The sequence below is a fragment of the Streptomyces sp. NPDC001513 genome (genome assembly GCF_042894695.1).
Taxonomy (GTDB): domain Bacteria; phylum Actinomycetota; class Actinomycetes; order Streptomycetales; family Streptomycetaceae; genus Streptomyces.
Genome location: NZ_JBIAVU010000001.1, coordinates 148,781 through 171,634, shown reverse-complemented (window position 1 = coordinate 171,634; position 22,854 = coordinate 148,781). Strand labels below are relative to the sequence as shown.

Here is a 22,854-nt window from a genome sequence, read left to right as displayed (position 1 = left end):
CGGGCGTTCAGCGCCCGCCCCGCGGCCCGTCCTTCCGAGGGCGCCCCGCCAGGGTGACGGCGAGTGCGAGGAGGACCAGTACCGCCGCGACCGCGAACGTGACCCGCATGCCGCCGGCGACGGCGTGCGGGCCCGCCGTCGTGATGTCGGTCGTCGCCGACGCGAACGCGAACACGGCGCCCATGACGGACGCACCGGTGACGAGCCCGAGGTTGCGCGAGAGGCCGAGCATGCCGGAGACGACGCCCCGCCGATCGGGGCGGACGTCCGCCATGACGGCGGTGTTGTTGGCCGTCTGGAACACCGCGTAGCCGGCGGTGAGGACCGCAAGGGGCACGACGTAGCCGAGGACGCCCGCGGTCTCCGGCGTCAAGGACAGGCCGAGGGCGCCGAGCGCCGTCGCGCAGAGCCCGGCGGCGGTCGTGCGCGGGGCACCGATCCGGTCCACGATGCGGCCGGCCGGTACCCCGGTGAGCGCGGCGACCAGCGGACCGGCCGACAGCACGAGTCCTACGAGGACCTCGTCGAGCCCGAGCGTCCGGGAGAGGTAGAAGGGCCCGACCACCAGCGTCGCCATCACCACCGTCGAGACGAGCGCGCTCGTGGCGAGGCCGGCGCGCAGCGCGGGATCGCGGAACACCGCCCCCCGGATCAGCGGCGCCGCCGCCCGCGCCTCGGTGCGTACGAAGAGGGCGACGCCCAGGGCGGAGGCCGTGAGCAGCGCGAGGTTGAGGGGACCGAAACGGCCGTGGCCGAGGGTCATGGCCAGCGCGTAGGCGGCGAGCGTGAGCGCGAGCAGCAGGGTCCCGACGTGGTCGAAGCGCGGTCGGCCCGCCCCCGCCGCCCTCTGCTGGTCGACGGGCAGATGGCGGCGGGCGAGGAGGAACGTCAGGAGGCCCGGCGGCACGTTGACGAAGAAGATCGCCCGCCAGCCGAGCCCGGCGATCAGGGCGCCGCCCAGCGAAGGCCCCAGAGCGGTGCCGACCGCGGACATCGTGCCGAGCAGTCCCATGGCGCTGCCGGTCCGGGCCTTCGGGACCGTCTCCCCGACGAACGCCATGGTGAGGGCCATCATCACGGCCGCGCCGAGCCCCTGCGCCGCCCGGGCGGTGATCAGCAGCCAGAGCGTGGGCGCGGCGCCGCACCCGACCGAGGCGACGGTGAACAGCAGGATCCCGCCCAGGAGCAGCCGGCGGCGGCCGATCAGGTCACCGAGCCGGCCGACGCCCACGATCAGGGTGGTGATGGCGAGCAGATAGGCGAGGACGATCCACTGGACCTGCTGGAAGGAGGCGGAGAACGCCTGCGCCAGGGTCGGCAGGCCGACGTTCGCGATGCTGGTGCCGAGCGAGGACAGCAGCATCGAGAGCGACAGGCCGGCCAGCACCCAGCGGACCGCCGGTTGCTGCCGCCCCGCAGTGGCCGTGGCCGTCGCGGTGGCGCCGGCGTACTGCTGTTCCTGCGCGGGTCCGGAATCACGGTGTGGGCTCATGCCCGGAGCGTGTGCGCCTCGGCGCTCCAGCGGCAAACCTTGTTGCCGATTCCGGGACGGCGCGATGGAATGGCCGCATGGCGAACGACCGCACGGAGAACGACCGCACGGAGAACGACCGCACGGACAAGCCGGCGCCCCACCAGGCGGTACTCGACGAGGTCGCCCCCCGGCTGCGACGGCTGCGCGCCCAGCGGGGGCTCACGCTGGCCGCGCTCTCCGAGACGACGGGCATCTCGAAGAGCACCCTCTCCCGGCTCGAATCCGGACAGCGCCGCCCCAGCCTGGAACTGCTGCTGCCGCTCGCCAGTGCCTACCGCGTGCCCCTGGACGACCTCGTCGGCGCCCCCGAAGTGGGGGACCCGCGGGTGCGGCTGACCCCCCGCACCATGCCCAACGGCGGTACGGCCGTCCCGCTCACCCGCAGCATGGGCCCCCTCCAGGCATTCAAGATGCTCATCACCGACCGGGGCACCGAGCCGGACCTCCGTACGCACGAGGGGTACGAGTGGCTGTACGTGCTCGACGGCCGGCTGCGGCTCGTCCTCGCGGACCACGACCTGGTCCTCGGCCCCGGCGAGGCCGCCGAGTTCGACACCCGGCTGCCCCACTGGTTCACCAGCGCGGACGGGCGGCCCGTGGAGATCCTGAGCCTCTTCGGCCGCCAGGGGGAGCGGATGCACCTCCGCGCCAAACCGCGCACGTGACGGCGGCGCACGCGCGGCCACCGGAGCGATTTGGCATCCGATGTGTCAAGAGGGATGAACCGAGCGCAAAATCGCCCTAAGGTGCGCCCGTACGCATGGTCGCGGACGGCTGTTCGGCGGTTTTCGGCCATGACTCACGCGGCCGCGCCACACGGCCGCACGCCACACCGAACTGGGGGGTTCATGCGTAGATCCAGAAATCTGGCGGCCGCTCTCGCCCTGTCCCTGGCCGGAACCGGTGCAGGGCTGGGCCTCGGCCTCGTCCCCCAGGCGGCGGCCGTCACCCCGCCCGTCGCCTTCACCGCCGACCCGCTGTCCACCTGGCAGCCCAACGGCGTCGTCTGGGCCCTCGCCGAGGCGGGCGGCCAGGTCTTCGCCGGCGGCACCTTCTCCACCGTCCGCCCGCCCGCGGGCGGCGTCGGCAGCGAGCAGTCGGCCGTGAACTTCGTGGCGCTCGACGCCGCGACCGGCGCCCCGACCTCCTGCAAACTGTCCTTCACCATCGCCGCCGGCAGCGCCACGGTCCGCGCGCTCGCCCTCTCCCCGGACAAGACGACCCTGTACGCGGGCGGCTACTTCGGCGCCGTCAACGGAACGGCCGTGTCCAGCCTCGCCGCCATCGACGTGGCGAGCTGCACGGTGAAGACCGGCTTCCGCCCGGCCTTCGCGGCCACCGTCCGCGCCCTCGCCGTCACCGACGACACCGTCTACGCGGGCGGCGACTTCCTCAGCGTCGCCGGCCAGCCGCGCGAGCGCTTCGCCGCCGTCGGCGCGGCCGACGGCGCCCTCAAGCCCTTCACCGCCGACGCCGACGAACCCGGCCGCGCCGTCGAGGTCACCCCGGACGGCAACAGCGTGGTCCTCGGCGGCGACTTCTTCACCGTCAACGGTGCGAACACGCACGCGCTGGCCGTCGTCGACGCGACGAGCGGCGCGCTCACCAAGTCGTACGCCGGCTTCATCGAGACCAACTCCGTCGTCAAGGACATCGCCACCGACGCCACCGGCTTCTACACCGCCAACGAGGGCACCGGCGGCGGGGTCTTCGACGGCCGGATCGCCCTCAACCTCGGCGATTTCGGCCAGCGCTGGCGCGACACCTGCCTCGGCGCCACCCAGGCCGTGCTGCCGTACCAGAGCGTGCTCTACAGCGCCTCGCACGCGCACGACTGCTCCAGCGTCGGCGAGTTCCCCGACGGACAGCGCCACCACCTGCTCGCCCAGCCCACCAGCGGCACCGGCAAGCTGGGCTGGGCCCCCGACACCAACGACGGCATCGGCGAGGGCATCGGCCCGCGCGTGATGACGGTCGGCTCCAAGGGCGGCGTGCAGTACCTGTGGGTCGGCGGGGAGTTCACCACCGTCAACGGCGCGGCGCAGCAGAGCCTCACGCGCTTCGCCTCCACCGGGGACACCGGGGCGCCCACCGTGCCCGTCGCGAGCGCGGTCAGCTTCAAGCCCGGCGAGGTCCAGGTGCGCTGGCGCACCAGCCTCGACCTCGACGACAGCGCGCTGACCTACCGGATCCACCGCAACGGCGCGGCCACGCCCATCGCCACGGTCACCGCCGACTCGCTCTTCTTCAAGCGCCCGCAGGCCTCCTGGACCGACACCACCGCGGCAGCGGGCCAGACGTACACGTACCGGGTGACGGCCACCGACGCGGCCGGCAACACCAGCGCCCTGTCGGCGACGGCGAGCGTGACCGTCCCGGCCCAGGTGGACGGCTACCCGAACCAGGTCCGAGCCGACGGAGCCCAGCAGTACTGGCGCTACGACGAGTCGGCCCTGCCCTTCGCCGCCGACTCCTCCGTCTCGGGCAACCAGAGCGGCGTGCACCTGAACGCCCCCGCCCTGCGGCAGAGCCCCGGAGCGGTCTCCGGCGCGAGCACGGCGATCGGCTTCAACGGCACCGACACCCAGGTGTACGGGGACAAGCGGCAGACGGTGGGCAGCACCTACACCATCGAGACCTGGTTCAAGACGGACACCACCCGGGGCGGCAAGCTCCTCGGCTTCGGCAACAACCAGGCACGCGGCAGCAATCAGTACGACAAGCACATCTACATGACCAACGACGGCCGGCTGGTCTACGGCGTCTACACCGGAGCCACCCGCACCGTCACCACCAGCGCCGCGTACAACGACAACCAATGGCACCACGTCGTCGCGAGCCAGGGCCCCGGCGGCATGACCCTCTATGTGGACGGCGCCCAGAAGGGCACCCTGAACGTCACCACCCACGAGAACTTCTCGGGGTACTGGCACGCCGGCGGCGACAGCCTCGGCGGCTGGCCCGACCGCCCGACGAGCGAGTACTGGGCGGGCCGGCTCGACGAGACCGCCGTCTACCCGACCGTCCTGAGCGCCGCGCAGGTCCAGAACCACTACGCCCTCGCCACCGCCCCGGCCGACTCGGTCGTCCAGGTCACCGCCGCGGAGGACACCTACGCCAACGCGGGCGCGCCCGCGACCAACTACGGCACCTCGTCCTCCCTCGCGGTGCGCGGCACCTCCTTCTACGCGGGCTACCTGCGCTTCGACCTGCCGGCCGCGCCCGCGGGCACGGTCCTCAAGGCGGCCACCCTGAGCGTGAAGACCAGCACGATGAGCGGCGCCGGTACGACGGACACCGTCTCGGTCGTCCCGGTCACCGGCTCGTGGAGCGAGGGCGGGACCACGTACAACAACCGCCCCGCCCTGGGCGGCCCGGCACTCGGCGGCTTCGCGGGCATTGCGGACGGCAGCGCGGTGCACACCACCGCGCTCACCACCGCGACGGTCGCGGCGGCTCTCGGCGATGGCTACGGCCTGGCACTGACCAGCAGCGGTACGGACGCCCTGTGGCTGTGGTCCTCCGAAGCGCAGGCCAACGAGGGCACACCGCAGCTGACACTGACCTTCGGCGCACCGTGACCTGAGGGCCGACCGAACACGAGGGGGCGCGGGCCGATACGGCCCGCGCCCCCTCGTGGGTGAAACGTCCGGCCGACGGCGTGGTCCTCGGCGGCGCATGGGCACGGGCCCGCAGGGAACGTGCAGGGCGTGACCGACATCCCCCGCACCGCATCATGCCGAGGCGGCGGCCCTCCCGCCCCCGCCACCGCCCTCGTGGCGCGCACCCGCGCCGCGTTGCGGAGTACGGCCGTCCGCGTGTGGACGGACAACCTCGCCGACCACGCGGCCGCCCTCACCTACTACGCCCTCCTGGCGCTGCTGCCCGCGCTCGTCATCGCCGTCTCCCTCGTGGGGCTGCTGGGCGGGGCGACGAGGGACCGGCTGATCGCCGACCTCACCGCGTACGCCCCTCCGCAATCGGCGCAGGTGCTCCAGGACGCGCTCGACGGCCTCTCGACGGAACACTCGTCGATGTGGGCCCTGCTCCTCAGCGGTGTCGCGAGCGCGCTCTGGTCGGCGTGCAGTTACCTGGCGGTGTTCCGCCGCGCCCTGCACACGATGCACCGGGTGCCTGATACGCGCCGTCCGCTCCGCACGGCCCACATGCTGCTCATCAACGCCGCACTGCTGCTGACCCTGCTCGTCGTCGGCGCCGCGGGCCTGGTCATGTCCGGGCCGCCGGCCCGGTGGGCCGCACGGGCCGCCGGCGGAGGCCCGGACACGATCGCGCTCCTGCGCTGGCCCGTGCTGCTGGTGGTCGTCACCCTCCTGGTGCTGGTCCTCTTCCGTACCGGACCGGCCCAGAGCAGGGGCGTCCGCCAGGGCCTGGCCGGCGGCGTCCTGGCGGCGCTGCTGTGGCTGGCCGCCTCGGCGCTCTTCACGCTCTACACGGAGCTGGACACGTACGGCCGTCTCTACGGCTCGCTGGCCGGCATCGTGGTCTTCGTCGTCTGGCTCTGGTTCGCCAACCTGGCCCTGCTCACCGGGGCCCAGTTCAACGCCGAACGGGCCAGGGAGCGGGAGCCGGTGCCGTCACGCCCGGACGCCCTCGGCCCTGACTCCCGCTGACCACCCCTGACTTCCTCTGACTTCCTCTGACTACCTTTGACGCCGCGCCCGTCGCACCCGCCGGGCCTTCCGCGCGAGCACGGCGGCGGCCAGTACGCCGGCCACCGTGGTCAACGCGGTCCGGTTGGCCCGCGCCACCGTCACGGCCCGACCGGCCCCGGCCCGCGCGGAGACAAGGAGGGGATCGGACGTCCTGGCCTCGACCAGATGCCCGACGTGCACGGCGGTGTCCCGCAGCCGCCCGGCGGCCCGCGCGGCCTGCCGACGGAACTCGGTCGAGGTGGAAGCGTTGTTGCCCTGCGATGTCATCGTCATCGGGGTGCCCTCTCCGTCCAGTTCTCGGTGTTCGGGTGCTGCGCGGGTACCCGCGATCGGGCGGATGACGCGGGGGAGACGGCCGCTGTCGGGGTTTCGGACGCCTCATCGCGGCCAGACGTCGAGGAGAGACCGACCACGACGGAAGGAGCACTCCCATGACGACGATGGTCCTGCTGATCGCGCCCGTGGTGTTGGCCCTGCTGCTCGTCCACCGCAGGGACGGGCACCGGGCCCGCCACCGGGCGAGCCGGTTCTGATCCGCGTCCCGATCCGTCCGGTCCGGCGTCACACGAGAGCGCGAACGAGGTGAGCGCGGTGTCCATGCGTGCCAAGGGGTGGGCCACGTCCTTTCCCGTCCACCGAGGGGTGCGCGAGGCCCGCCGGTGGACCGCCGAACACCTGGACGCCCTGCGGTGGACGACGGACGCCCCCGACACGGCCCACTCCGTCCTGCTGACGGTGTCGGAGCTCGTCACCAACGCGCACATCCACGCCCGCAGCAGCGCCGGGCTGGTGCTCACCTGGGACGGCCGGTGCCTGCACGTCAGCGTCGCCGACGGGGACCCGTGCCTCCCGGCCCCGCGCGACCCCTCACACGAGGCGACGTCCGGACGGGGACTCGCCATCATCGACGCCCTCGCCGACGAATGGGACGCCCATTCCTTCCACGGCGGCAAGACGATCACCGCCTGTTTCCATCCCCGGGTGGCACCCGCCCCGCACGCGGGCGAGTCCCCTGACGCGTGACGGACAGCTCGGGCTCCACCCCCTCCACGAGGCCGGTCCGGCGGCGTCCTGCACCGCCAGGCCCAACGCGCGGCACCTGTTGAAGCCTCATCGGCCGAACTGCCGCTGCGTCAGACTGTGTTCATGTCTGCGAATCGTCCGGGGTGCTCATTGACCTCAGTGACATGGAAGCCAGTCGCCCGGACGCCGTCCCACAAGGTGTCGTACTGCCCACCGCGATCGACTGGCGACCGTGGAACGAGGCGCTGAGCATGGTGAACCTCATCGCCGACAAGGACATCGCAGAAGCCGCCCACAGCCTCGACGAGCAGATATGGCGTCTTCACACCATCGTCAAACGCGGCCTGGGTCCCGAGGAGAGCCGGCTCGTTCTGCGGTCACGCGTGGTAGCGGCGCAGAACCACTTCATCACCGTTGCGCGTGAGCAGCTTTCCCTTGCCGGACAGCCGCTCGAACGGTTCTCGGGTAGGCCCGACCCGGACGACCCGATCTGGACGGCATAGGGCATCTCACCATGCCCGATGGCTGTTCCAACGCTCGCCGAATGTCCGAAATCTCCATATATTCACCCATATCCCGTCGGGGTGGCAGGGAGTGACTCCTGTCACTTCCAGTGACGGATGGGACATGGCTTCCGCAGACCGGGGCAAGCGCGCACGAGCAGCACCACCGCGGGTAGGCCGCGGTGCCGGAATCGGAGGTACAGCGCGTCGTGTCCGAGCAGACGACCATCCACATCGCCGGGACCTGGCGTTCCGCGGTCTCAGGAGCCACCCGAGAGATCCTCGACCCGGCGGACGCCACGGTCCTCGCCGTCGTCGCCGAGGGCGGCATCGCCGACACCGACGCGGCCGTCAGTGCCGCCCGCTGCGCCTTCGACGGCGGCGAGTGGCCCCAGACCCCCGTCCAAGAGCGGGCCGCACTCCTGCGCCGCACCGCCGACCTGCTCCAGCGCGACCGCGAAATCCTCGGGCTGCTGGAGAGCCGTGACGCGGGCAAGACCCTGGAAGAGGGCCGCGTGGACGTGGACTGCGTCGCCGACGCCTTCCGCTACTTCGCCGACCTCGTCGTCGGCGAGGGCGCCGGCCGCGTGGTCGACGCCGGCACCCCCGACGTCCACAGCGTCGTCGTCCACGAGCCCGTCGGGGTCTGCGCCCTGATCACCCCGTGGAACTACCCGCTCCTCCAGGCCTCCTGGAAGATCGCCCCGGCCCTCGCCGCGGGCAACACCTTCGTGCTCAAGCCCAGCGAGATCACCCCGCTGTCCACGGTGGCCCTCATCGGCCTGCTGGCGGAGGCCGGTCTGCCGGCCGGCGTCGCCAACCTCGTCACCGGAGCCGGCGACCCCGTCGGCGCGCGCCTCGCCGCCCACCCCGACGTCGACCTCGTCTCCTTCACCGGCGGTCTCACCAGCGGTACGAAGGTGATGCGCGCGGCCGCGGACTCCGTCAAGAAGGTCGCCCTCGAACTCGGCGGCAAGAACCCCAACGTCGTGTTCGCCGACGCCTGCGCCACCGAGGAAGGCTTCGACACCGCCGTCGACCAGGCCCTCAACGCCGCCTTCATGCACAGCGGCCAGGTCTGCTCCGCCGGCTCCCGGCTCATCGTCGAGGAGAGCGTCGCCGAGCGCTTCGTCGCCGAACTCGCCCGCCGCGCCGACCGGATCCGCCTCGGCCGCGGCACCGACCCGGGCGTGGAGTGCGGACCGCTGGTGTCCGCCGCGCAGCGCGAACGCACCGAGGAGTACGTGGCCTCCGCCCTCGCCGAGGGAGCCGTACTGCGCTCCGGCGGCCGGCGGCCCGACGGGCCCGGCTACTTCTACCGGCCGACCGTGCTGGACGGCTGCCACCGTGGGATGCGCGTCGTACGGGAGGAGGTCTTCGGGCCGGTCCTGACCGTCGAGACCTTCCGTACCGAGGCCGAAGCCGTCGCGCTCGCCAACGACACCGAGTACGGCCTCGCCGGCGGGGTGTGGACCTCCGACCCGGGCCGCGGCCGCCGCGTGGCGGGCCGGCTGCGCCACGGCACCGTCTGGATCAACGACTTCCACCCGTACCTCCCGCAGGCGGAGTGGGGCGGCTTCGGCAAGTCCGGCATCGGGCGCGAGCTCGGCCCGTCGGGCCTGGCGGAGTACCGCGAGACCAAGCACGTGTACCAGAACCTCGCCCCGCGCCCCGTGCGCTGGTTCGCGGGCTGAAGGAGGAGCACAGCGATGAACACCCCCACGCAGAGCACCACCCCCACGCCCACGTCCACGCAGGAGCGGCAGGAGTACGACTACGTCGTCGTCGGCGGCGGCACCGCCGGCTCGGTGATCGCCTCCCGCCTCACCGAGGACCCGGACGTCACCGTCGCCGTCATCGAGGGCGGCCCCAGCGACGTCGACCGCCCCGACGTGCTCACCCTGCGCCGCTGGATGGGCCTGCTCGGCGGCGAGCTCGACTACGACTACCCCACCACCGAGCAGCCCCGCGGCAATTCGCACATCCGCCACAGCCGCGCCCGCGTCCTCGGCGGCTGCTCCTCGCACAACACCCTGATCGCCTTCAGGCCGCTCCCGTCCGACTGGGACGAGTGGGAGCAGGCGGGCGCCGAGGGCTGGCACGCGGCCGCCATGGACCCGTACTTCGACAAGCTGCTCAACAACATCGTCCCGGTGGCCGAGAAGGACCGCAACGCCATCGCGAGCGACTTCGTCGACTCCGCGCAGAACGCCCTGGGCGTCCCGCGCGTCGAGGGCTTCAACCGCAAGCCCTTCCACGAGGGCGCCGGCTTCTTCGACCTCGCCTACCACCCCGAGGACAACAAGCGCTCCTCCGCGTCGGTGGCCTACCTCCACCCCGTCATGGACGAACGCCCCAACCTCCGGATCCTCCTGGAGACCTGGGCCTACCGCCTGGAACTCGACGGCCCCCGTGCGCGCGGGGTCCGCGTACGCTCCTCGGACGGTACGGAATCCCTGGTCACCGCACGCCGCGAGGTCCTGGTGTGCGCCGGCGCCGTGGACACCCCGCGGCTGCTGCTCCACTCGGGCATCGGCCCGCGCGCGGACCTGGAAGCCCTCGGCATCCCGCCGGTGCACGACCTGCCCGGGGTCGGGGAGAACCTCCTCGACCACCCCGAGTCGGTGATCGTCTGGGAGACCGACGGCCCGATACCGGAGAACTCCGCGATGGACAGCGACGCGGGGCTGTTCGTCCGCCGCGACCCCGACTCCGCGGGGCCCGACCTGATGTTCCACTTCTACCAGGTCCCCTTCACCGACAACCCCGAGCGCATCGGCTACGAACGCCCCGCGCACGGCGTGTCGATGACCCCCAACATCCCCAAGCCCCGCAGCCGCGGCCGCCTCTACCTGACCAGCGCGGACCCCGAGGTCAAACCGGCCCTCGACTTCCGCTACTTCACGGACGAGGACGACTACGACGGCCGCACCCTCGTGGACGGCATCAAGCTCGCCCGCGAGATCGCCGCGACCCAGCCGCTCGCCGGCTGGCTGCGGCGCGAGGTCTGCCCCGGCCCGGAGATCACCGGCGACGAGGAGCTGAGCGCCTACGCCCGCTCCGTCGCGCACACCGTCTACCACCCGGCCGGCACCTGCCGGATGGGCGCCGCCGACGACCCCGGGGCCGTCGTGGGCCCGGACCTGAAGATCCGCGGGCTCGAAGGCATCCGCATCGCGGACGCCTCCGTCTTCCCGACGATGCCCGCGGTCAACCCGATGATCGGAGTGCTCATGGTCGGCGAAAAGGCTGCCGAACTGCTCGCCCGGGACGGTGGTACCCGATGACCACCGCCCCCGTCGCACCCGCCGCCCCCACCGGTCCCGCCGCACCCGAAGCCGATCCGGCCGCGTCCCCCGTCTTCTCCGTGGACGGCCTCTGGAAGGTCTTCGGCCCCGACAAGGCCGCCGCGAAGGTCCCCGGCTCCGCCGACGCCGACCTGTCCGCCACCGAACTGCGCGAGCGCACCGGTTGCACCGCGGCCGTCCGCGACGTCACCTTCGACGTCCGCAAGGGCGAGGTCTTCGTCGTGATGGGCCTGTCCGGCTCCGGCAAGTCCACCCTCGTACGCTGTCTCACCCGGCTCATCGAGCCCACCGCCGGAAGCCTCGCCATCGACGGCGAGGACGTCCTGGCCATGGACGCCACCCGGCTGCGCGCCCTGCGCCGCCACCGCGCCGCCATGGTCTTCCAGCACTTCGGCCTGCTCCCGCACCGCACCGTCCTCGACAACGTGGCGTACGGACTGGAGATCCAGGGCGTCGGACGCGCCGACCGCCGGCACAAGGCGGCCGAGCTCGTCGCCAAGGTCGGCCTCGAAGGCCTGGAGGACCGGCGCCCCGGCCAGCTCTCGGGCGGCCAGCAGCAGCGCGTCGGCCTGGCCCGCGCCCTCGCCGCCGACCCCGAAGTGCTGCTGTTCGACGAGCCGTTCAGCGCACTCGACCCCCTCATCCGGCGCGAGATGCAGGAGGAGGTGGCCCGGCTCCACCACGAAGAGGGCCGCACCATGGTCTTCATCACCCACGACCTCGCCGAGGCCCTGCGCCTGGGCGACCGGATCGCGCTGATGCGCGACGGCCGCATCGTCCAGCTCGGCACGCCCGAGGAGATCGTCGGCTCGCCCGCCGACGACTACGTACGGGACTTCGTCCGCGACGTCCCCCGCGAACAGGTGCTCACCGTCCGCACCGCGATGCGCCCCGCCACGGCCGGCGAGGCCGAACAGGGCCCCGCGCTGGGCCCTGCCACCACCGTGTCCGAGGCCATCCACGCCGTCGCCCTCAGCGGCGGTCCGGCCCGCGTCGTCGACCGCGGCCGCTGCCTGGGCGTCGTCGACGACGCGGGACTCCTCGCCGTCGTGGCAGGACTCCCGGCCACCACCGGACGGGGGGTGGCGGCATGACCTGCCCGGCCCGTCCCGCGACCCCCGTCCCCGATGCCCGGAGGTGGTGCGCATGACCGCGACCCCGACCCACACGCCGGACCACACACCGGCCCCCACCCGGCCCGACGCCCGCGCCGCCACCCCTTCGAAAGCCCCGCAGTCCTCCGAACGGCCCGCCGGCGCGCGCCCCTCCCGTACCGCGTCCGCTCCACAGGACCGCCCCCGCAGAGCCCTGCCCGGCCTCGCCGGGCGCCGCGGACTCCTCCTCCCGATGGGCGTCGCCGCCGCCCTGCTGATCCCGCTCGCCCTCGTCTTCCCCGGCGCCGGCAGCTGGCCCGCGGCCCTGGCCGTCGACCTGTCCGGCCCGCTCGGCCGCGCCGGCGACTGGATCATCGACCACCGCGACAACCACTGGCTGTTCCTCTACTTCTTCGGCCACGTCAGCAACGGCGTCGTCGTGTCCGTCCGCGCCGTGTACGTGGTCCTCCTCGCCGCCGGATGGACCGGGGTCACCGCCTTCGCCGCCCTGGTCGCCTGGCGCCTCGCCGGCATCCGGCTCGCCCTGACCTGCGCCGCCGCCTTCGCCGCCTGCGGACTGCTCGGCATGTGGGTGCCGACCATGCAGACCCTCGCGCTGATGGTCGTCGCCGTCGCAGCCTCCGTCGTACTCGGCGCCCTGCTGGGCCTCGCCGCGGGACTCTCCCCGCGCGCCGACCGCATCCTGCGCCCCGTACTCGACACCATGCAGATCCTGCCCGCCTTCGCGTACCTGCTGCCGATGGTGCTGGTCTTCGGCATCGGCGTGCCCGCCGCCGTCCTCGCCACCGTCGTCTACGCCGCCCCGCCCATGGCCCGCCTCACCGCCCTCGGCCTGCGCGAGGCCGACGCGGGAGTCATGGAAGCCGCCGCCTCGCTCGGCGCCACCGGCCGCCAACGGCTGCTGACCGCCCGCCTTCCCCTCGCCCGCCGACCGCTCCTCCTCGGCGTCAACCAGGCCATCATGACGGGCCTGTCCATGGCCGTCATCGCCTCCGTGATCGGCGCGGGCGGCCTCGGCGACCGCGTCTACCAGGCCCTCGCCTCCGTCGACGTCGGCGCGGCCCTCGCCGCCGGCATCCCGATCGTGCTCCTCGCCGTGGTGCTGGACCGCACCGCCGACGCCGCCGGCCGCCGCATCGGCGCCGACCCCGTACCCGCCCGCGAACAGCACCTGCTGCGCCGGGTCTTCGCCGGCTGGTACGGCCGCCTGCTCACCCTCCTCGCCGCCGTGGCCGCCGCGGTCGCCGGCCACATCGCCGACAGCTCCCTGTGGCCCGATTCCTGGACCGTCTCCCTCGCCGACCCCGTGAACTCGGCCGTCGCCTGGATGACCGACCACCTCTACTCCGGCGTGCCCGTCGTCGGCGGCACCGCCGACTGGGCCGCCCGCTTCACCGGCTGGATCCTCGACCCGCTGCGCAGCGGACTCCAGGCCGCCCCCTGGTGGCTGCTCCTGCTCGTGGCCTGCGCACTCGCCCTGCTCGCGGGCACCTGGCGCACCGCGCTCACCGCGGTCCTCGCCCTGGGCGCCGTCGGAGTGCTCGGCGTGTGGGAAGCCTCCCTGGACACGCTCTCCCAGGTCCTCGCCGCCGTCGCGGTCACGCTCGTCCTGGGCTTCGCGATCGCCGTCGGCGCCGCCCGCAGCGCCCGGGCCGAGCGGCTGCTGCGGCCCGTCCTCGACATCTGCCAGACCCTGCCGCAGTTCGTCTACCTCATCCCCGTGGTCGCGCTGTTCGGCGTCGGCCGCGCACCGGCCGCCGCGGCCGCGGTGGTGTACGCGCTCCCGGCCGTCGTCCGGATCACCGTCCAGGGCCTGCGCGAGGTGGACCCGACCGTCGTGGAATCCGCCCGCTCCCTCGGCGCGACCCGCTCGCAGCTGCTACGACAGGTCCAACTACCCCTGGCCCGGCCAGCGTTGCTGCTCGCCGTCAACCAGGCCGTGGTCCTGGTCCTCGCCGTCGTCATCATCGGCGGCCTGGTCGGCGGTGGCGCGCTCGGCTACGACGTCGTCCTCGGCCTCGCCCAGGGCGACCTGGCCACCGGCCTGGTGGCCGGCGCCGCGATCGTCTGCCTCGGCCTGCTCCTCGACCGCGTCACCCAGCCCGCGAAGGAGGCCTGACATGCGCGACGCACACACCCGGCGCCCTCCGAGCCGCCGCCGCGGGGCGGCCGTACTCGCCGCCGCCACCGGACTCGCCGTCCTCACCGGCTGCGGGGCCGCCGACATGACCCGCCAGTCCTCCCCGTACGCCGCCGCACAGGGCGCGAAGACCGTCACCCTCTCCGTCCAGTCGTGGGTCGGCGCCCAGGCGAACACCGCCGTCGCCTCCTACCTGCTCGAACACGAGCTGGGCTACCGGGTGGACACCGTCCAGGTCGACGAGGTCCCCGCCTGGGACGCCCTCAGCCAGGGCCGCGTCGACGCGATCCTGGAGGACTGGGGCCACCCCGAACAGGAGAAGCGGTACGTCGAGGGCAAGAAGACCATCACCGCCGGCGGGGATCTCGGAGTGACGGGCCACATCGGCTGGTTCGTCCCCACGTACTTCGCCGAGGCCCACCCCGACGTCACCGACTGGAAGAACCTCGACAAGTACGCCGACCAGCTGCGCACGCCCGAGAGCCGCGGCAAGGGCCAGCTGCTGGACGGCTCCCCGTCCTACATCACGAACGACAAGGCCCTGGTGAAGAACCTGGGCCTGGACTTCGAAGTGGTCTTCGCCGGCTCCGAAGCGGCCCAGATCACCCAGATCAAGCAGTTCGCCAAGGAGCACAAGCCCTTCCTGACGTACTGGTACGAGCCGCAGTGGCTCTTCGAGCGCGTCCCGATGACCGAGGTGAAGCTCCCCGAGTACACCGAGGGCTGCGCGGACGATCCGCAGAAGGTGGCCTGCGCCTACCCGAACACACCGCTCCAGAAGTTCCTGAACACGCGCTTCGCGGAGTCGGGCGGCAAGGCGGCCGCCTTCCTGAAGAAGTTCCACTGGACCAAGGAGCAGCAGAACGAGGTATCCCTGATGATCGCCGAGGAGAAGCTGTCGCCGCAGCAGGCGGCGAAGAAGTGGGTCGAGCGCCACGAGGACGTGTGGAAGCCCTGGGTGGAGTGACCGCGCGGCGTTCAGGCGTAACGGCTGAGGAGGGATTCGATGTATCCCTCCAGCCGTTGGGTCAGGACGTCCGCCGTCAGATCGACGCGGCCCAGTTCGCGCCAGGGGCCGGCGACCTTCTCCGCGTCCGGGGCGAAGCCCAACGCGTCCAGCAGGCGCCAGTAGAGATGGGCGGCTCCGTCCTCCGTCAGGGTTCCGCCCGCGGCGACGTAGCGATCGGCGAAGCGCATGCCCGCGGGCACCCCGTGCAGCAGGGCGAGCGCCGTCGAGCAGTGGGCCACGTCCAGGTCGGCCGGCCCCCACGAGGTTTCCACCCAGTCGACGACACCACTGACCTTCAGGTCGCCGCCGGTGCCCGTGAAGAGCACGTTGCCGGGGTGGAAGTCCCGGTGCAGGAAGCAACCCTGATGGGCCGGGGGCTCCCGGCGGATGACGTCGACAGCCCGCCGCCAGAGCCCGGACCGCCCGGTGGCGGTGGCGGTGGCGGCGGCAGCGGGCGGGGTCACTCGCTCGGGAGAGGCCCAGGCCTGGTAGACGCGAGGCCGTTCGCGTGCGGCCACCGGCAGCCGATGGATGCGTACCAACTCCCGGGCCAGCAGTTCGGCGCGGTCGTCAGCGCCCTGATCGTCCAGGCGCACGGACCCCGGCAGCAGGGACATCAACAGGGACGGGTGATCGCAGTACTGCGCCGTCGCATCCACCCCCACGAGCGTGGCCGCCGGCACGTCCGTGGCACCGAGCAGGCGCAGGACGGTCGCCTCACGGGTCAGCAGGCCCTCCGCGTGCCGGAGGTAGAAGGGCTTCACGAAGGAACGCAGGACGAGCGAGCGCCGACCGTCCGGACCGCAGAGGTCCAGACGGCGCATCTCCGAGGTCCAGCCGCCGCGCAGCCGTACGACCCCTTCGATGCGCTCCGCCTCGGGCAGACCCTTCTCCACCCAGGCGCGCGTGGCGCCCCAGCCCTGACCGTCACGTTCCGCGCCGAAGTCCTCGGTCGCCCCCGCACCCGAACCCATGCCGTCAGATTACTCGCGGACCCGAGCGTTCACCGCGGGTTGCGCGTCGCCGCTGTCCGCTCCCAGGCCGGCGAGCAGGCGCAGCCCGTCCTCGGCGGGGCTGCCGGGGGCCGGGGACAGCACCAGTAGCTCCATGCCCGATTCGTCCGGTAGCGCGAAGTTCTCGTGATGCAGTTCCAGCAGCCCGACCAGCGGGTGCCGGTACGCCTTGCGCCCATGGGTGCGGGCGCGCACGTCCGCGCGGGCCCACAGGCGGCGGAAGCGTTCACTGCCCATCGCCAGCTCACCGATGAGCGAGGCCAGGCGGGGATCGTCGGGGTACTTGCCGGCGGCCAGGCGCAGGTGCCCGACCACGTCGAGCGTGCACTGCTCCCAGTCCCCGTAGAGGCCACGCTCGGCCTCCTCGAGGAAGATGTGCCGGGCGGTGTTCAGGCCCGGCATCGGGCGACCGTAGAGGAGCCCGGCGAGGCGGTTCCCGGCGAGCACGTCCAGGCGGTGGTCCATGATCAGCGCGGGTGCGTCGGCGACCAGGTGGAGGACGCGCAGCAGCTCCGGCCGGATCCTCCCGCCCGGTGTCCTCGCGGGGCGGCGGCGCTGACAGGCGAGCCGGGCCAGGTGCCCGCGTTCCGTCTCGTCGAGGCCGAGGACGCGGGCGAGCGCGTCGAGGACCTGCTCGGAGGGCTGGGTCGCGCGGCCCTGTTCCAGGCGTACGTAGTAGTCGACGCTGACTCCGGACAGGTGCGCGACCTCTTCGCGGCGCAGCCCTTCGACCCGGCGGCGGCTGTCGGTGGGTATGCCGACGGACGCGGGGTCGACCCGGGAGCGCCTGGTCCGCAGGTAGCCCGCAAGATCGTCCATGCCCCCAGTATGGCCGCGGCGCCGCCCGCGAGGGTGGCCCTGCCAATACCAGGAAGTCCGGTCCGATGGAAGCGGCGCCCCTGAACAGCGGGCGCCCCGGCGGCCAGGATCGAGGGCAACCGACCCCGAGGAGTTCCCGTGAAGACGCTGATCGTCCACGCCCACCCCGAGCCGCAGTCCCTCAACAGCTCGCTGAAGGACCTGGCGGTGACCACGCTGGAGGCCGCCGGGCACGAGGTGCGGGTGAGCGACCTGTACGCGATGAACTGGAAGGCGGCCGTGGACGCCGCCGACTACGGCCCCCACGCCTCAAGCCCGTTGAAGGTCGCCCGGGACTCGGGCCGGGCCTTCGAGGCCGGGACGCTCACCCCGGACGTCCTCGCCGAGCAGGAGAAGCTGCTGTGGGCCGACACGATCATCTTCCAGTTCCCGATGTGGTGGTACTCGATGCCCGCGATCCTCAAGGGCTGGGTGGACCGGGTGTTCACCCACCGGTTCGCGTACGGCGTCGGCGAGCACAGCGCCACCAAGTACGGCGAACGCTTCGGCGAAGGCACCCTCGCGGGCAAGCGGGCCCTGCTGTCGGTGACCGTCGGCGGCGCGGAGTCGCACTACGCCGCTCGCGGGATCAACGGCCCCATCGACGACCTGCTGTTCCCGATCCACCACGGCATCCTCTACCACCCGGGCATCGAACCGCTGCCGCCGTTCGTCCTGTACGGCGCGGACCGGATCACCGACGAGGACTACGCGGACGTCGCCAAGGCCTGGGAACAGCGGCTGCTCACCCTGGAGTCGACCGCACCGATCCCCTTCCGGCGGCAGAACTTCGGCGACTACGAGATCCCCTCGCTGCACCTGAAGGAGGGCCTGGAGCCCAAGGGCCGCACGGGCTTCGGCCTCCACGTGCGCGGCTGACCCCGGCGGTCAGCGGTACCAGTCTTCGCCGGCGTGGGAGAGCGCACGGTGGAGGTACGTCTCCAGATCGGCTGCCACCCAGGTCCGGCTGTCGTTCTCGTGGTCCCAGACGAAGACGTCGGTGCGCTGAGGGGTACGCACGAAGGCGAATTGGTCTCCGCCGCCGTTGTCACCGAAGAACATCAGCGCATCGAACGGCATGTACAGCGAGGAGAAGTCTCCGCCCGTCCGGAACTCTCGATTCTGCCGGCCGATCCGGGCCGCGCTCCAGACGACGTCCGTGCCGTCCTCATCGACTACGCCATCGCATTCGAGCAGCAGCTCTCGCAGCGGTGCCGGAAGCGGCTGTCCCAACTGGAGCTCCAGATCGCTCAGATCCTGATCGGATGCGGGCTCCTCCAGTTCGACGTCATCGTATTGCTCTACGAGCTCACGCCACACGGATCCTCCAAGGCTCGGTCTCATTTTCGGGGGCTCAGCGGCCGGCGGCGGGCTCCTCCGGTACCTCGCCGGTCCGGTACGCGGCCTCCCGCAGCAGTGCCTCGGTCACCCGTACACCTGTGAGGCGCTCGGTCAGCGCGAGCACCGCCGCCTTGCGGTCGACTTCGGGGTCCTCGTCACCCGTTGGGTTGAGCCCGAGCTCCCTCATGACGGCGTTCAGCGCGTCGGGAGTGCTGCCGGTCCTGTCCGCGGGCCACTCGAAGGTGGTCCGCAACTCCCCGTCCTCGTACCAGTGGAAGAAGTCCATGGGCTTCCCCCCGTTGCTCGAATGGGAGACGCTCCCGCGAGGAAGGACTCGGGCCGGTCCTCGTACCCGAACAGGATCTCCGTGTGCCGCTCGATCAGCTCGTCGATCCCCTCACACGTGCCGCGCGGCTCGGCACCCGCCACTTCGAGCAGTTCCGCGGCGGGCGCCGTGGCGGGGGCGCCCCGGCCGCGACGGTGGCCGGACCGCAAATCCGCTGGCACGACGGCCTTCCGGCGACGAGACTGCACCGGTGAACGACCTGCCCCAGCCACCCGACCCGCTCCTCCGGCCCGTACGGGACCCCCGTGCCCGCTACGACGTTCCCGACTACGCGGGCATGCACGAACTGGCTGCCGACCTGGTCCTGCCCGGCGGCGCGTCGATGTACGTCATGAGCGCGTTGGAAACCTCCCGCGAGCTCATCCGGCACTCCTACTACCGGTACGAGTTCGCCACCGTCGCCGTCACGCACTCCCTGTTCGCCCTGGAGCACGTCCTCGCCGAGCGTCTGGCCACGAACGAACCGCTCCACACCCTGATCGAGAGGGCCGCCGACACAGGGCTCATCACGGCCGAACTCGCCGCCGAACTCGACCGCAGCCGGCTGCTGCGCGACAAGCTCACGCAGGGCGCCGCGTCGAGTGCCTCCCTCAGACTGTTGCAGGCCGTCCACATGGTGCGCGCCGTCTTCGATGCCGTCGCCCTGCTGCTTCGCCCACCGTCCGGGGCCGAGGCGGCAGCGGCCGGAACACCACCCGACGGCGTACTCGACCGGTTGTGGGAGGACCACCGGCGCGCGCTGTACCCCGACGGCTTCCGCGGCGTGGACATCGACGGCGTCGAGCTGATCCTCCTGGACGCCAACGTCGCCGGCCTCGTGTACACGGAGCTGACGCACGGACTCGACGACAGCGGCATCGCCCACCTCTGGGGCTGCATCGCCGACCTCGACAAGGCCGTGCCCCTGATCAACGAGGAGTACTGCGCGGGCTACTTCACGAACCTCCGGACGATGGCCCGGGTCGCAGCAGCACGCCACATCCCCACCGCGACCACATGGTGAGATTCAGGCAGGCAGCGGCGGATCCGGCGACCGCCCGCGACCAGTGGTCCGTCTCAGCCCGGCAGTGCGTCCTCGAGGCGCGTCAGCTCCGCCGTGCTCAGCGTGAGTTCCGCGGCCTTGGCCGAGTCGGTGATGGAGGCCGGGCGGCTGGCTCCCGGCACCGGGATCACCGCGGGGGAGCGGGCGAGCAGCCACGCCAGGGCGATCTGCTGCGGGCTGACGCCGCGCTCGGCCGCGACACGGTGGAAGGCGGTGCCGACGGAGGTGGGGCCGGACGGGCCGTCGAGGGAGCTGCGGGCGATGCCGCCGAGCGGGCTCCAGGGCAGAAAGGCCAGACCCAGCTCCGTACTAAGGCGCAGCTCGGGCTCGCTGTCGCGGATGGCGGGTGAGTACCGGTTCTGTACGGAGACGAGCCCGTCGCCGAGGATCCGATGCGCCTGGCGGATCTGGGCGGTGGTGACGTTGGAGATCCCCGCGGCGCGGATCGTGCCGGCGTCGAGCAACTCGCGCAGCGCGCCGACGGACTCCGCCCACGGCACGGCCGGGTCCGGCTTGTGCAGTTGGTACAGGCCGATCGCGTCGCCGCCCAGGCGCTTGGCGGAGGCCTCGGCCGCCCGCTTCAGGTGGGCGGGTGTGGCGGTGACGGTCCAGCTGCCGTCGCCGGGGCGGCCCCGGCCGCCCTTGGTGGCCACCAGGACGTCGGAGGTGTCGCCGCCGTAGCGGGCCAGGGCGCGGGCGATCAGCAGCTCGTTGTGGCCCGCCTCTCCGGCGTGCCAGTGGTAGCTGTCGGCGGTGTCGATGAGCGTGACACCCGCGTCGAGGGCGGCGTGGACGGTGGCGACGGCCCGCGCCTCGTCCGGGCGGTGCTCGATGGACAGCGGCATGGCACCCAGACCGATGGCGCCGACGGTGGTGCGGGAGATGGTGCTGCCGATGGTGCGGTACTGCACGGTGGCTCCGTTCCTCAGGCGGTGGGTGACGGCTCGGTGGTGAGGGCTTCGGCGACGGCGCCGGGCAGCCAGTCGGCGGTGCGGGAGAAGGAGAAGCCCAGCTCCTTCGCGCGGGCGTTGCTCATGGCGTAGTGGCGGTCGAAGGAGAACGGGGAAGCCTCCTCGCCCGCCGCGACCACCCGGTAGACGGGCTCCCGGCCGGCCTGCGCGGCGATGACGGCGCCCAGGTCGCGTACGTCGAGCGGGCCGTCGGAACAGGCGTTGACCGGACCGGTGAACTCGGCCGTCGCCGCCCACAGCAGCAGGTCCGCCAGCTCCTCGTAGTGGATGAAGACCGTGGGCAGTGCCTGCGCGTGCACGGTGACCTCTTCGCCCGTGCCGATGCGCCCGACGTAGTGGGCCAGCCGGCCGGTGAACTCCTGCGCGCCACCGCCGAGTACATGGGCACTGCGCACACTGGCGAACGCGAAGCCGTCGGCGCGGGCGAAGACGGCCTCCGCCTGACGCTTGCCCTCGGCGTAGTGCCCCTGCAGGTACGCGTCGTCGTGCCAGGGAAGGTCCATGACCGCCCGCCAGGTGGCCGGGTCCACGTTCTCCTCCGGCACCGGCGTGCCCGGAGGCACCGCCGGCAGCGCGGCGGTCGCGGGGTCGTAGACCTCGATCGTGGAGGTCATGACGTAGCGCCGGGTGCGGCCGGCGAACGCGCGGACGGCGATGGCGGCCTGCACGGGGGTGTAGCAGACCTGGTCCACCACGACGTCGAAGGTACGGGAGTCGAGCGCGGCCGTCAGGGCGGTCTCGTCGTTCCGGTCGACAACGAGGTGCTCGACACCGGCGGGTGGCGGGGTGGAGCCGCGGTTGATCACCGTGACCTGGTGGCCGGCGTCGCGCAGGCGCTTCACCAGGAGCTTTCCGAAGTATCGGCTTCCGCCGATGACGCAGATCCTTTGCATGCCCCCATCCTGGAGACCTATCGTCATCAGCAGAAGTGCCGATCTACTGGATGCGTATAAAGGAAAACTGTTGATCGATGTGCAACGGCTCCGCGTCCTGCGGGCAGTGGCGGAGCACGGCAGCTTCAACCAGGCGGCCACGGCCCTCCGCCTCACCCCCTCGGCTGTCTCCCAGCACGTGGCCGCCCTGGAGCGCAGCCTCGGTGCGCAGGTCGTCGCCCGCAGCACCCGCGGCGTCACCCTCACACAGGCCGGTCAGATCATGGTCGGCGCCGCGGAATCCGTGGCCGCAGAGCTCGAACACGCACAACAGCAGGTCGCCCGGCTCAGCACCGGCCGCGCCCAACTCACCGTCGCCACCTTCACCAGCGGCGGCCGGCTCCTGCTGCCCGCCGCCCTCACCCGGCTCATGGCAGACCATCCCCACACCGTCCTCCACATCAGGGAGGGCGAACCCGAGGACACCCTGCCGCTCGTCCGCCAGGGCGCCGTGGACCTCGCCCTCGCCTACCACTTCGACGGCCCGCTCCCCGTCGGGCCGGGCCCCAGCGCCCGTCTGGAGTGGACGCCGCTCCTGGAAGACCCCCTGCACGTCGTCCTGCCGCAAGGCCACCGACTCGCCCACCGCGACACCCTCGACCTCGCCGAGCTCGCGGCCGAACCCTGGGTGCTGGGCTGCCTGAAGACCGAGGCGTACCTGCGCCGCTACGCCGAGCGCGCCGGCTTCGCCCCGGACGTGCGCGGCACCACAACCGACTACTTCTTCGCCCGCTCGCTCGTCGCCGCCGGAATGGGGATCTCCCTGATCCCCTCTATCGCGCTCGCTCCCGAGATCCCCGGCCTGCGCACCGTCCCGATCACATCGCCGGGGCCGATCCGGCACATCGGCGTCGCCGCGCTCCACCGCAGAGACCGACCCCACGTCACGGCACTCATCCAGGCCCTCCGCGAACAGGCGATGCGGCAGCACGAGACGTAGTGTGACCCACATGCAGACGACCCCGGTCTCCTCGGCCGCGGACCCGGGCATGCCCGCCTTCGGCCGCGACCGGGGGCGCAAGGTCACGTCCACCGACCCCGACTGC

The 22,854-nt window shown here is 72.4% G+C and carries 21 protein-coding genes and 1 pseudogene; 14 read left to right on the top strand and 8 right to left on the bottom strand.

Annotation, left to right across the window (positions count from 1 at the left end):
* Positions 1-7: 7 nt before the first annotated feature.
* Positions 8-1,492 carry an MFS transporter gene (locus ACFYZ4_RS00925; protein ID WP_390782602.1) on the bottom strand — a complete coding sequence of 495 codons (1,485 nt, stop codon included), beginning with the start codon at positions 1,490-1,492 and terminating at the stop codon, positions 8-10.
* 77 nt (positions 1,493-1,569) lie between these two features.
* On the opposite strand from ACFYZ4_RS00925, the gene ACFYZ4_RS00920 reads away from it, so the two are divergent.
* From ACFYZ4_RS00920 to ACFYZ4_RS00910, 3 genes are all read left to right on the top strand, one after another.
* Positions 1,570-2,199: a helix-turn-helix domain-containing protein gene (locus tag ACFYZ4_RS00920; RefSeq protein ID WP_390782601.1), complete on the top strand. Its 630-nt coding sequence runs from the start codon at positions 1,570-1,572 to the stop codon at positions 2,197-2,199.
* A 183-nt stretch (positions 2,200-2,382) separates the two neighbouring features.
* Positions 2,383-5,115, top strand: a complete 2,733-nt coding sequence (locus ACFYZ4_RS00915) for a DNRLRE domain-containing protein (RefSeq protein ID WP_390782600.1) — start codon at positions 2,383-2,385, stop codon at positions 5,113-5,115.
* A gap of 129 nt (positions 5,116-5,244) precedes the next feature.
* Positions 5,245-6,165 (top strand): YihY/virulence factor BrkB family protein, encoded by a 921-nt coding sequence (locus tag ACFYZ4_RS00910; RefSeq protein WP_351296116.1) that lies wholly within the window; start codon positions 5,245-5,247, stop codon positions 6,163-6,165.
* Between the two features lie 30 nt (positions 6,166-6,195).
* Here ACFYZ4_RS00910 and ACFYZ4_RS00905 read toward each other — a convergent pair whose 3' ends face one another.
* Entirely contained in the window at positions 6,196-6,480 is a 285-nt protein-coding gene (locus tag ACFYZ4_RS00905; protein ID WP_390782599.1) for a hypothetical protein, read from the bottom strand.
* 324 nt (positions 6,481-6,804) lie between these two features.
* Between ACFYZ4_RS00905 and ACFYZ4_RS00900 the strand changes: the two genes are divergently transcribed.
* The 7 genes from ACFYZ4_RS00900 to ACFYZ4_RS00870 all read left to right on the top strand — a co-directional run bounded on the left by ACFYZ4_RS00900 (position 6,805) and on the right by ACFYZ4_RS00870 (position 15,263).
* Entirely contained in the window at positions 6,805-7,230 is a 426-nt protein-coding gene (locus ACFYZ4_RS00900) for an ATP-binding protein (RefSeq protein WP_351296110.1), read from the top strand.
* Between the two features lie 164 nt (positions 7,231-7,394).
* The gene (locus ACFYZ4_RS00895; RefSeq protein WP_390782598.1) at positions 7,395-7,733 is read left to right on the top strand and encodes a hypothetical protein; all 339 of its coding nucleotides are present in this window, start codon (positions 7,395-7,397) and stop codon (positions 7,731-7,733) included.
* Between the two features lie 209 nt (positions 7,734-7,942).
* Positions 7,943-9,427 carry an aldehyde dehydrogenase family protein gene (locus ACFYZ4_RS00890; RefSeq protein ID WP_390782597.1) on the top strand — a complete coding sequence of 495 codons (1,485 nt, stop codon included), beginning with the start codon at positions 7,943-7,945 and terminating at the stop codon, positions 9,425-9,427.
* A 15-nt stretch (positions 9,428-9,442) separates the two neighbouring features.
* The gene (locus ACFYZ4_RS00885; RefSeq protein ID WP_351296101.1) at positions 9,443-11,020 is read left to right on the top strand and encodes a GMC family oxidoreductase N-terminal domain-containing protein; all 1,578 of its coding nucleotides are present in this window, start codon (positions 9,443-9,445) and stop codon (positions 11,018-11,020) included.
* Entirely contained in the window at positions 11,017-12,135 is a 1,119-nt protein-coding gene (locus ACFYZ4_RS00880; protein WP_390782596.1) for a glycine betaine/L-proline ABC transporter ATP-binding protein, read from the top strand. The genes ACFYZ4_RS00885 and ACFYZ4_RS00880 overlap by 4 nt, the downstream gene beginning before the upstream one ends.
* Before the next feature lie 253 nt (positions 12,136-12,388).
* On the top strand, positions 12,389-14,275 hold the full coding sequence (locus ACFYZ4_RS00875) for an ABC transporter permease subunit (RefSeq protein ID WP_390782902.1): 1,887 nt from the start codon (positions 12,389-12,391) through the stop codon (positions 14,273-14,275).
* A 1-nt stretch (position 14,276) separates the two neighbouring features.
* Positions 14,277-15,263, top strand: a complete 987-nt coding sequence (locus tag ACFYZ4_RS00870; RefSeq protein WP_390782595.1) for an ABC transporter substrate-binding protein — start codon at positions 14,277-14,279, stop codon at positions 15,261-15,263.
* 11 nt (positions 15,264-15,274) lie between these two features.
* Here the strand turns inward: ACFYZ4_RS00870 and ACFYZ4_RS00865 are convergent, their stop codons facing one another.
* Together ACFYZ4_RS00865 and ACFYZ4_RS00860 are read right to left on the bottom strand one after the other, a co-directional pair.
* A complete protein-coding gene (locus ACFYZ4_RS00865; RefSeq protein ID WP_390782594.1) occupies positions 15,275-16,279 on the bottom strand; it encodes a phosphotransferase family protein in 1,005 nt (334 codons plus the stop codon).
* A gap of 9 nt (positions 16,280-16,288) precedes the next feature.
* Positions 16,289-17,137, bottom strand: coding sequence for a helix-turn-helix transcriptional regulator (locus ACFYZ4_RS00860; RefSeq protein WP_384342411.1), 849 nt, complete (start codon positions 17,135-17,137; stop codon positions 16,289-16,291).
* Positions 17,138-17,275: 138 nt separating this feature from the next.
* On the opposite strand from ACFYZ4_RS00860, the gene ACFYZ4_RS00855 reads away from it, so the two are divergent.
* The gene (locus ACFYZ4_RS00855) at positions 17,276-18,055 is read left to right on the top strand and encodes an NAD(P)H-dependent oxidoreductase (RefSeq protein WP_351296086.1); all 780 of its coding nucleotides are present in this window, start codon (positions 17,276-17,278) and stop codon (positions 18,053-18,055) included.
* Between the two features lie 9 nt (positions 18,056-18,064).
* Here ACFYZ4_RS00855 and ACFYZ4_RS00850 read toward each other — a convergent pair whose 3' ends face one another.
* Both ACFYZ4_RS00850 and ACFYZ4_RS00845 read right to left on the bottom strand, forming a co-directional pair.
* Complete coding sequence (locus ACFYZ4_RS00850) at positions 18,065-18,496, bottom strand: SMI1/KNR4 family protein (protein WP_390782593.1); 432 nt, start codon at positions 18,494-18,496, stop codon at positions 18,065-18,067.
* Positions 18,497-18,530: 34 nt separating this feature from the next.
* Positions 18,531-18,946 (bottom strand): annotated as a pseudogene (locus ACFYZ4_RS00845) (DUF6461 domain-containing protein).
* On the opposite strand from ACFYZ4_RS00845, the gene ACFYZ4_RS00840 reads away from it, so the two are divergent.
* Together ACFYZ4_RS00840 and ACFYZ4_RS00835 are read left to right on the top strand one after the other, a co-directional pair.
* Positions 18,887-19,057 (top strand): hypothetical protein, encoded by a 171-nt coding sequence (locus ACFYZ4_RS00840; RefSeq protein ID WP_390782920.1) that lies wholly within the window; start codon positions 18,887-18,889, stop codon positions 19,055-19,057. The pseudogene ACFYZ4_RS00845 and the gene ACFYZ4_RS00840 overlap by 60 nt on opposite strands.
* On the top strand, positions 19,054-19,866 hold the full coding sequence (locus ACFYZ4_RS00835; RefSeq protein WP_390782592.1) for a hypothetical protein: 813 nt from the start codon (positions 19,054-19,056) through the stop codon (positions 19,864-19,866). The genes ACFYZ4_RS00840 and ACFYZ4_RS00835 overlap by 4 nt, the downstream gene beginning before the upstream one ends.
* A 53-nt stretch (positions 19,867-19,919) precedes the next feature.
* Here the strand turns inward: ACFYZ4_RS00835 and ACFYZ4_RS00830 are convergent, their stop codons facing one another.
* Together ACFYZ4_RS00830 and ACFYZ4_RS00825 are read right to left on the bottom strand one after the other, a co-directional pair.
* Positions 19,920-20,816, bottom strand: coding sequence for an aldo/keto reductase (locus tag ACFYZ4_RS00830; RefSeq protein ID WP_390782591.1), 897 nt, complete (start codon positions 20,814-20,816; stop codon positions 19,920-19,922).
* Positions 20,817-20,830: 14 nt separating this feature from the next.
* Positions 20,831-21,769 (bottom strand): NAD-dependent epimerase/dehydratase family protein, encoded by a 939-nt coding sequence (locus ACFYZ4_RS00825; RefSeq protein ID WP_390782590.1) that lies wholly within the window; start codon positions 21,767-21,769, stop codon positions 20,831-20,833.
* 70 nt (positions 21,770-21,839) lie between these two features.
* Here ACFYZ4_RS00825 and ACFYZ4_RS00820 point away from each other — a divergent pair, with 70 nt between their 5' ends.
* Positions 21,840-22,748 carry a LysR family transcriptional regulator gene (locus ACFYZ4_RS00820; RefSeq protein WP_390782589.1) on the top strand — a complete coding sequence of 303 codons (909 nt, stop codon included), beginning with the start codon at positions 21,840-21,842 and terminating at the stop codon, positions 22,746-22,748.
* Positions 22,749-22,854 lie beyond the last annotated feature (106 nt).

Excerpts from the sequence above, each read along its gene's own strand:
- ACFYZ4_RS00905 (WP_390782599.1), bottom strand. The coding sequence starts at position 6,480 with ATGACGATGACATCGCAGGGCAACAACGCTTCCACCTCGACCGAGTTC.
- ACFYZ4_RS00870 (WP_390782595.1), top strand. The coding sequence starts at position 14,277 with ATGCGCGACGCACACACCCGGCGCCCTCCGAGCCGCCGCCGCGGGGCG.
- ACFYZ4_RS00900 (WP_351296110.1), top strand. The coding sequence starts at position 6,805 with ATGCGTGCCAAGGGGTGGGCCACGTCCTTTCCCGTCCACCGAGGGGTG.
- ACFYZ4_RS00880 (WP_390782596.1), top strand. The coding sequence starts at position 11,017 with ATGACCACCGCCCCCGTCGCACCCGCCGCCCCCACCGGTCCCGCCGCA.
- ACFYZ4_RS00920 (WP_390782601.1), top strand. The coding sequence starts at position 1,570 with ATGGCGAACGACCGCACGGAGAACGACCGCACGGAGAACGACCGCACG.
- ACFYZ4_RS00915 (WP_390782600.1), top strand. The coding sequence starts at position 2,383 with ATGCGTAGATCCAGAAATCTGGCGGCCGCTCTCGCCCTGTCCCTGGCC.
- ACFYZ4_RS00860 (WP_384342411.1), bottom strand. The coding sequence starts at position 17,137 with ATGGACGATCTTGCGGGCTACCTGCGGACCAGGCGCTCCCGGGTCGAC.
- ACFYZ4_RS00865 (WP_390782594.1), bottom strand. The coding sequence starts at position 16,279 with ATGGGTTCGGGTGCGGGGGCGACCGAGGACTTCGGCGCGGAACGTGAC.
- ACFYZ4_RS00825 (WP_390782590.1), bottom strand. The coding sequence starts at position 21,769 with ATGCAAAGGATCTGCGTCATCGGCGGAAGCCGATACTTCGGAAAGCTC.
- ACFYZ4_RS00925 (WP_390782602.1), bottom strand. The coding sequence starts at position 1,492 with ATGAGCCCACACCGTGATTCCGGACCCGCGCAGGAACAGCAGTACGCC.
- ACFYZ4_RS00895 (WP_390782598.1), top strand. The coding sequence starts at position 7,395 with ATGGAAGCCAGTCGCCCGGACGCCGTCCCACAAGGTGTCGTACTGCCC.
- ACFYZ4_RS00885 (WP_351296101.1), top strand. The coding sequence starts at position 9,443 with ATGAACACCCCCACGCAGAGCACCACCCCCACGCCCACGTCCACGCAG.
- ACFYZ4_RS00875 (WP_390782902.1), top strand. The coding sequence starts at position 12,389 with ATGGGCGTCGCCGCCGCCCTGCTGATCCCGCTCGCCCTCGTCTTCCCC.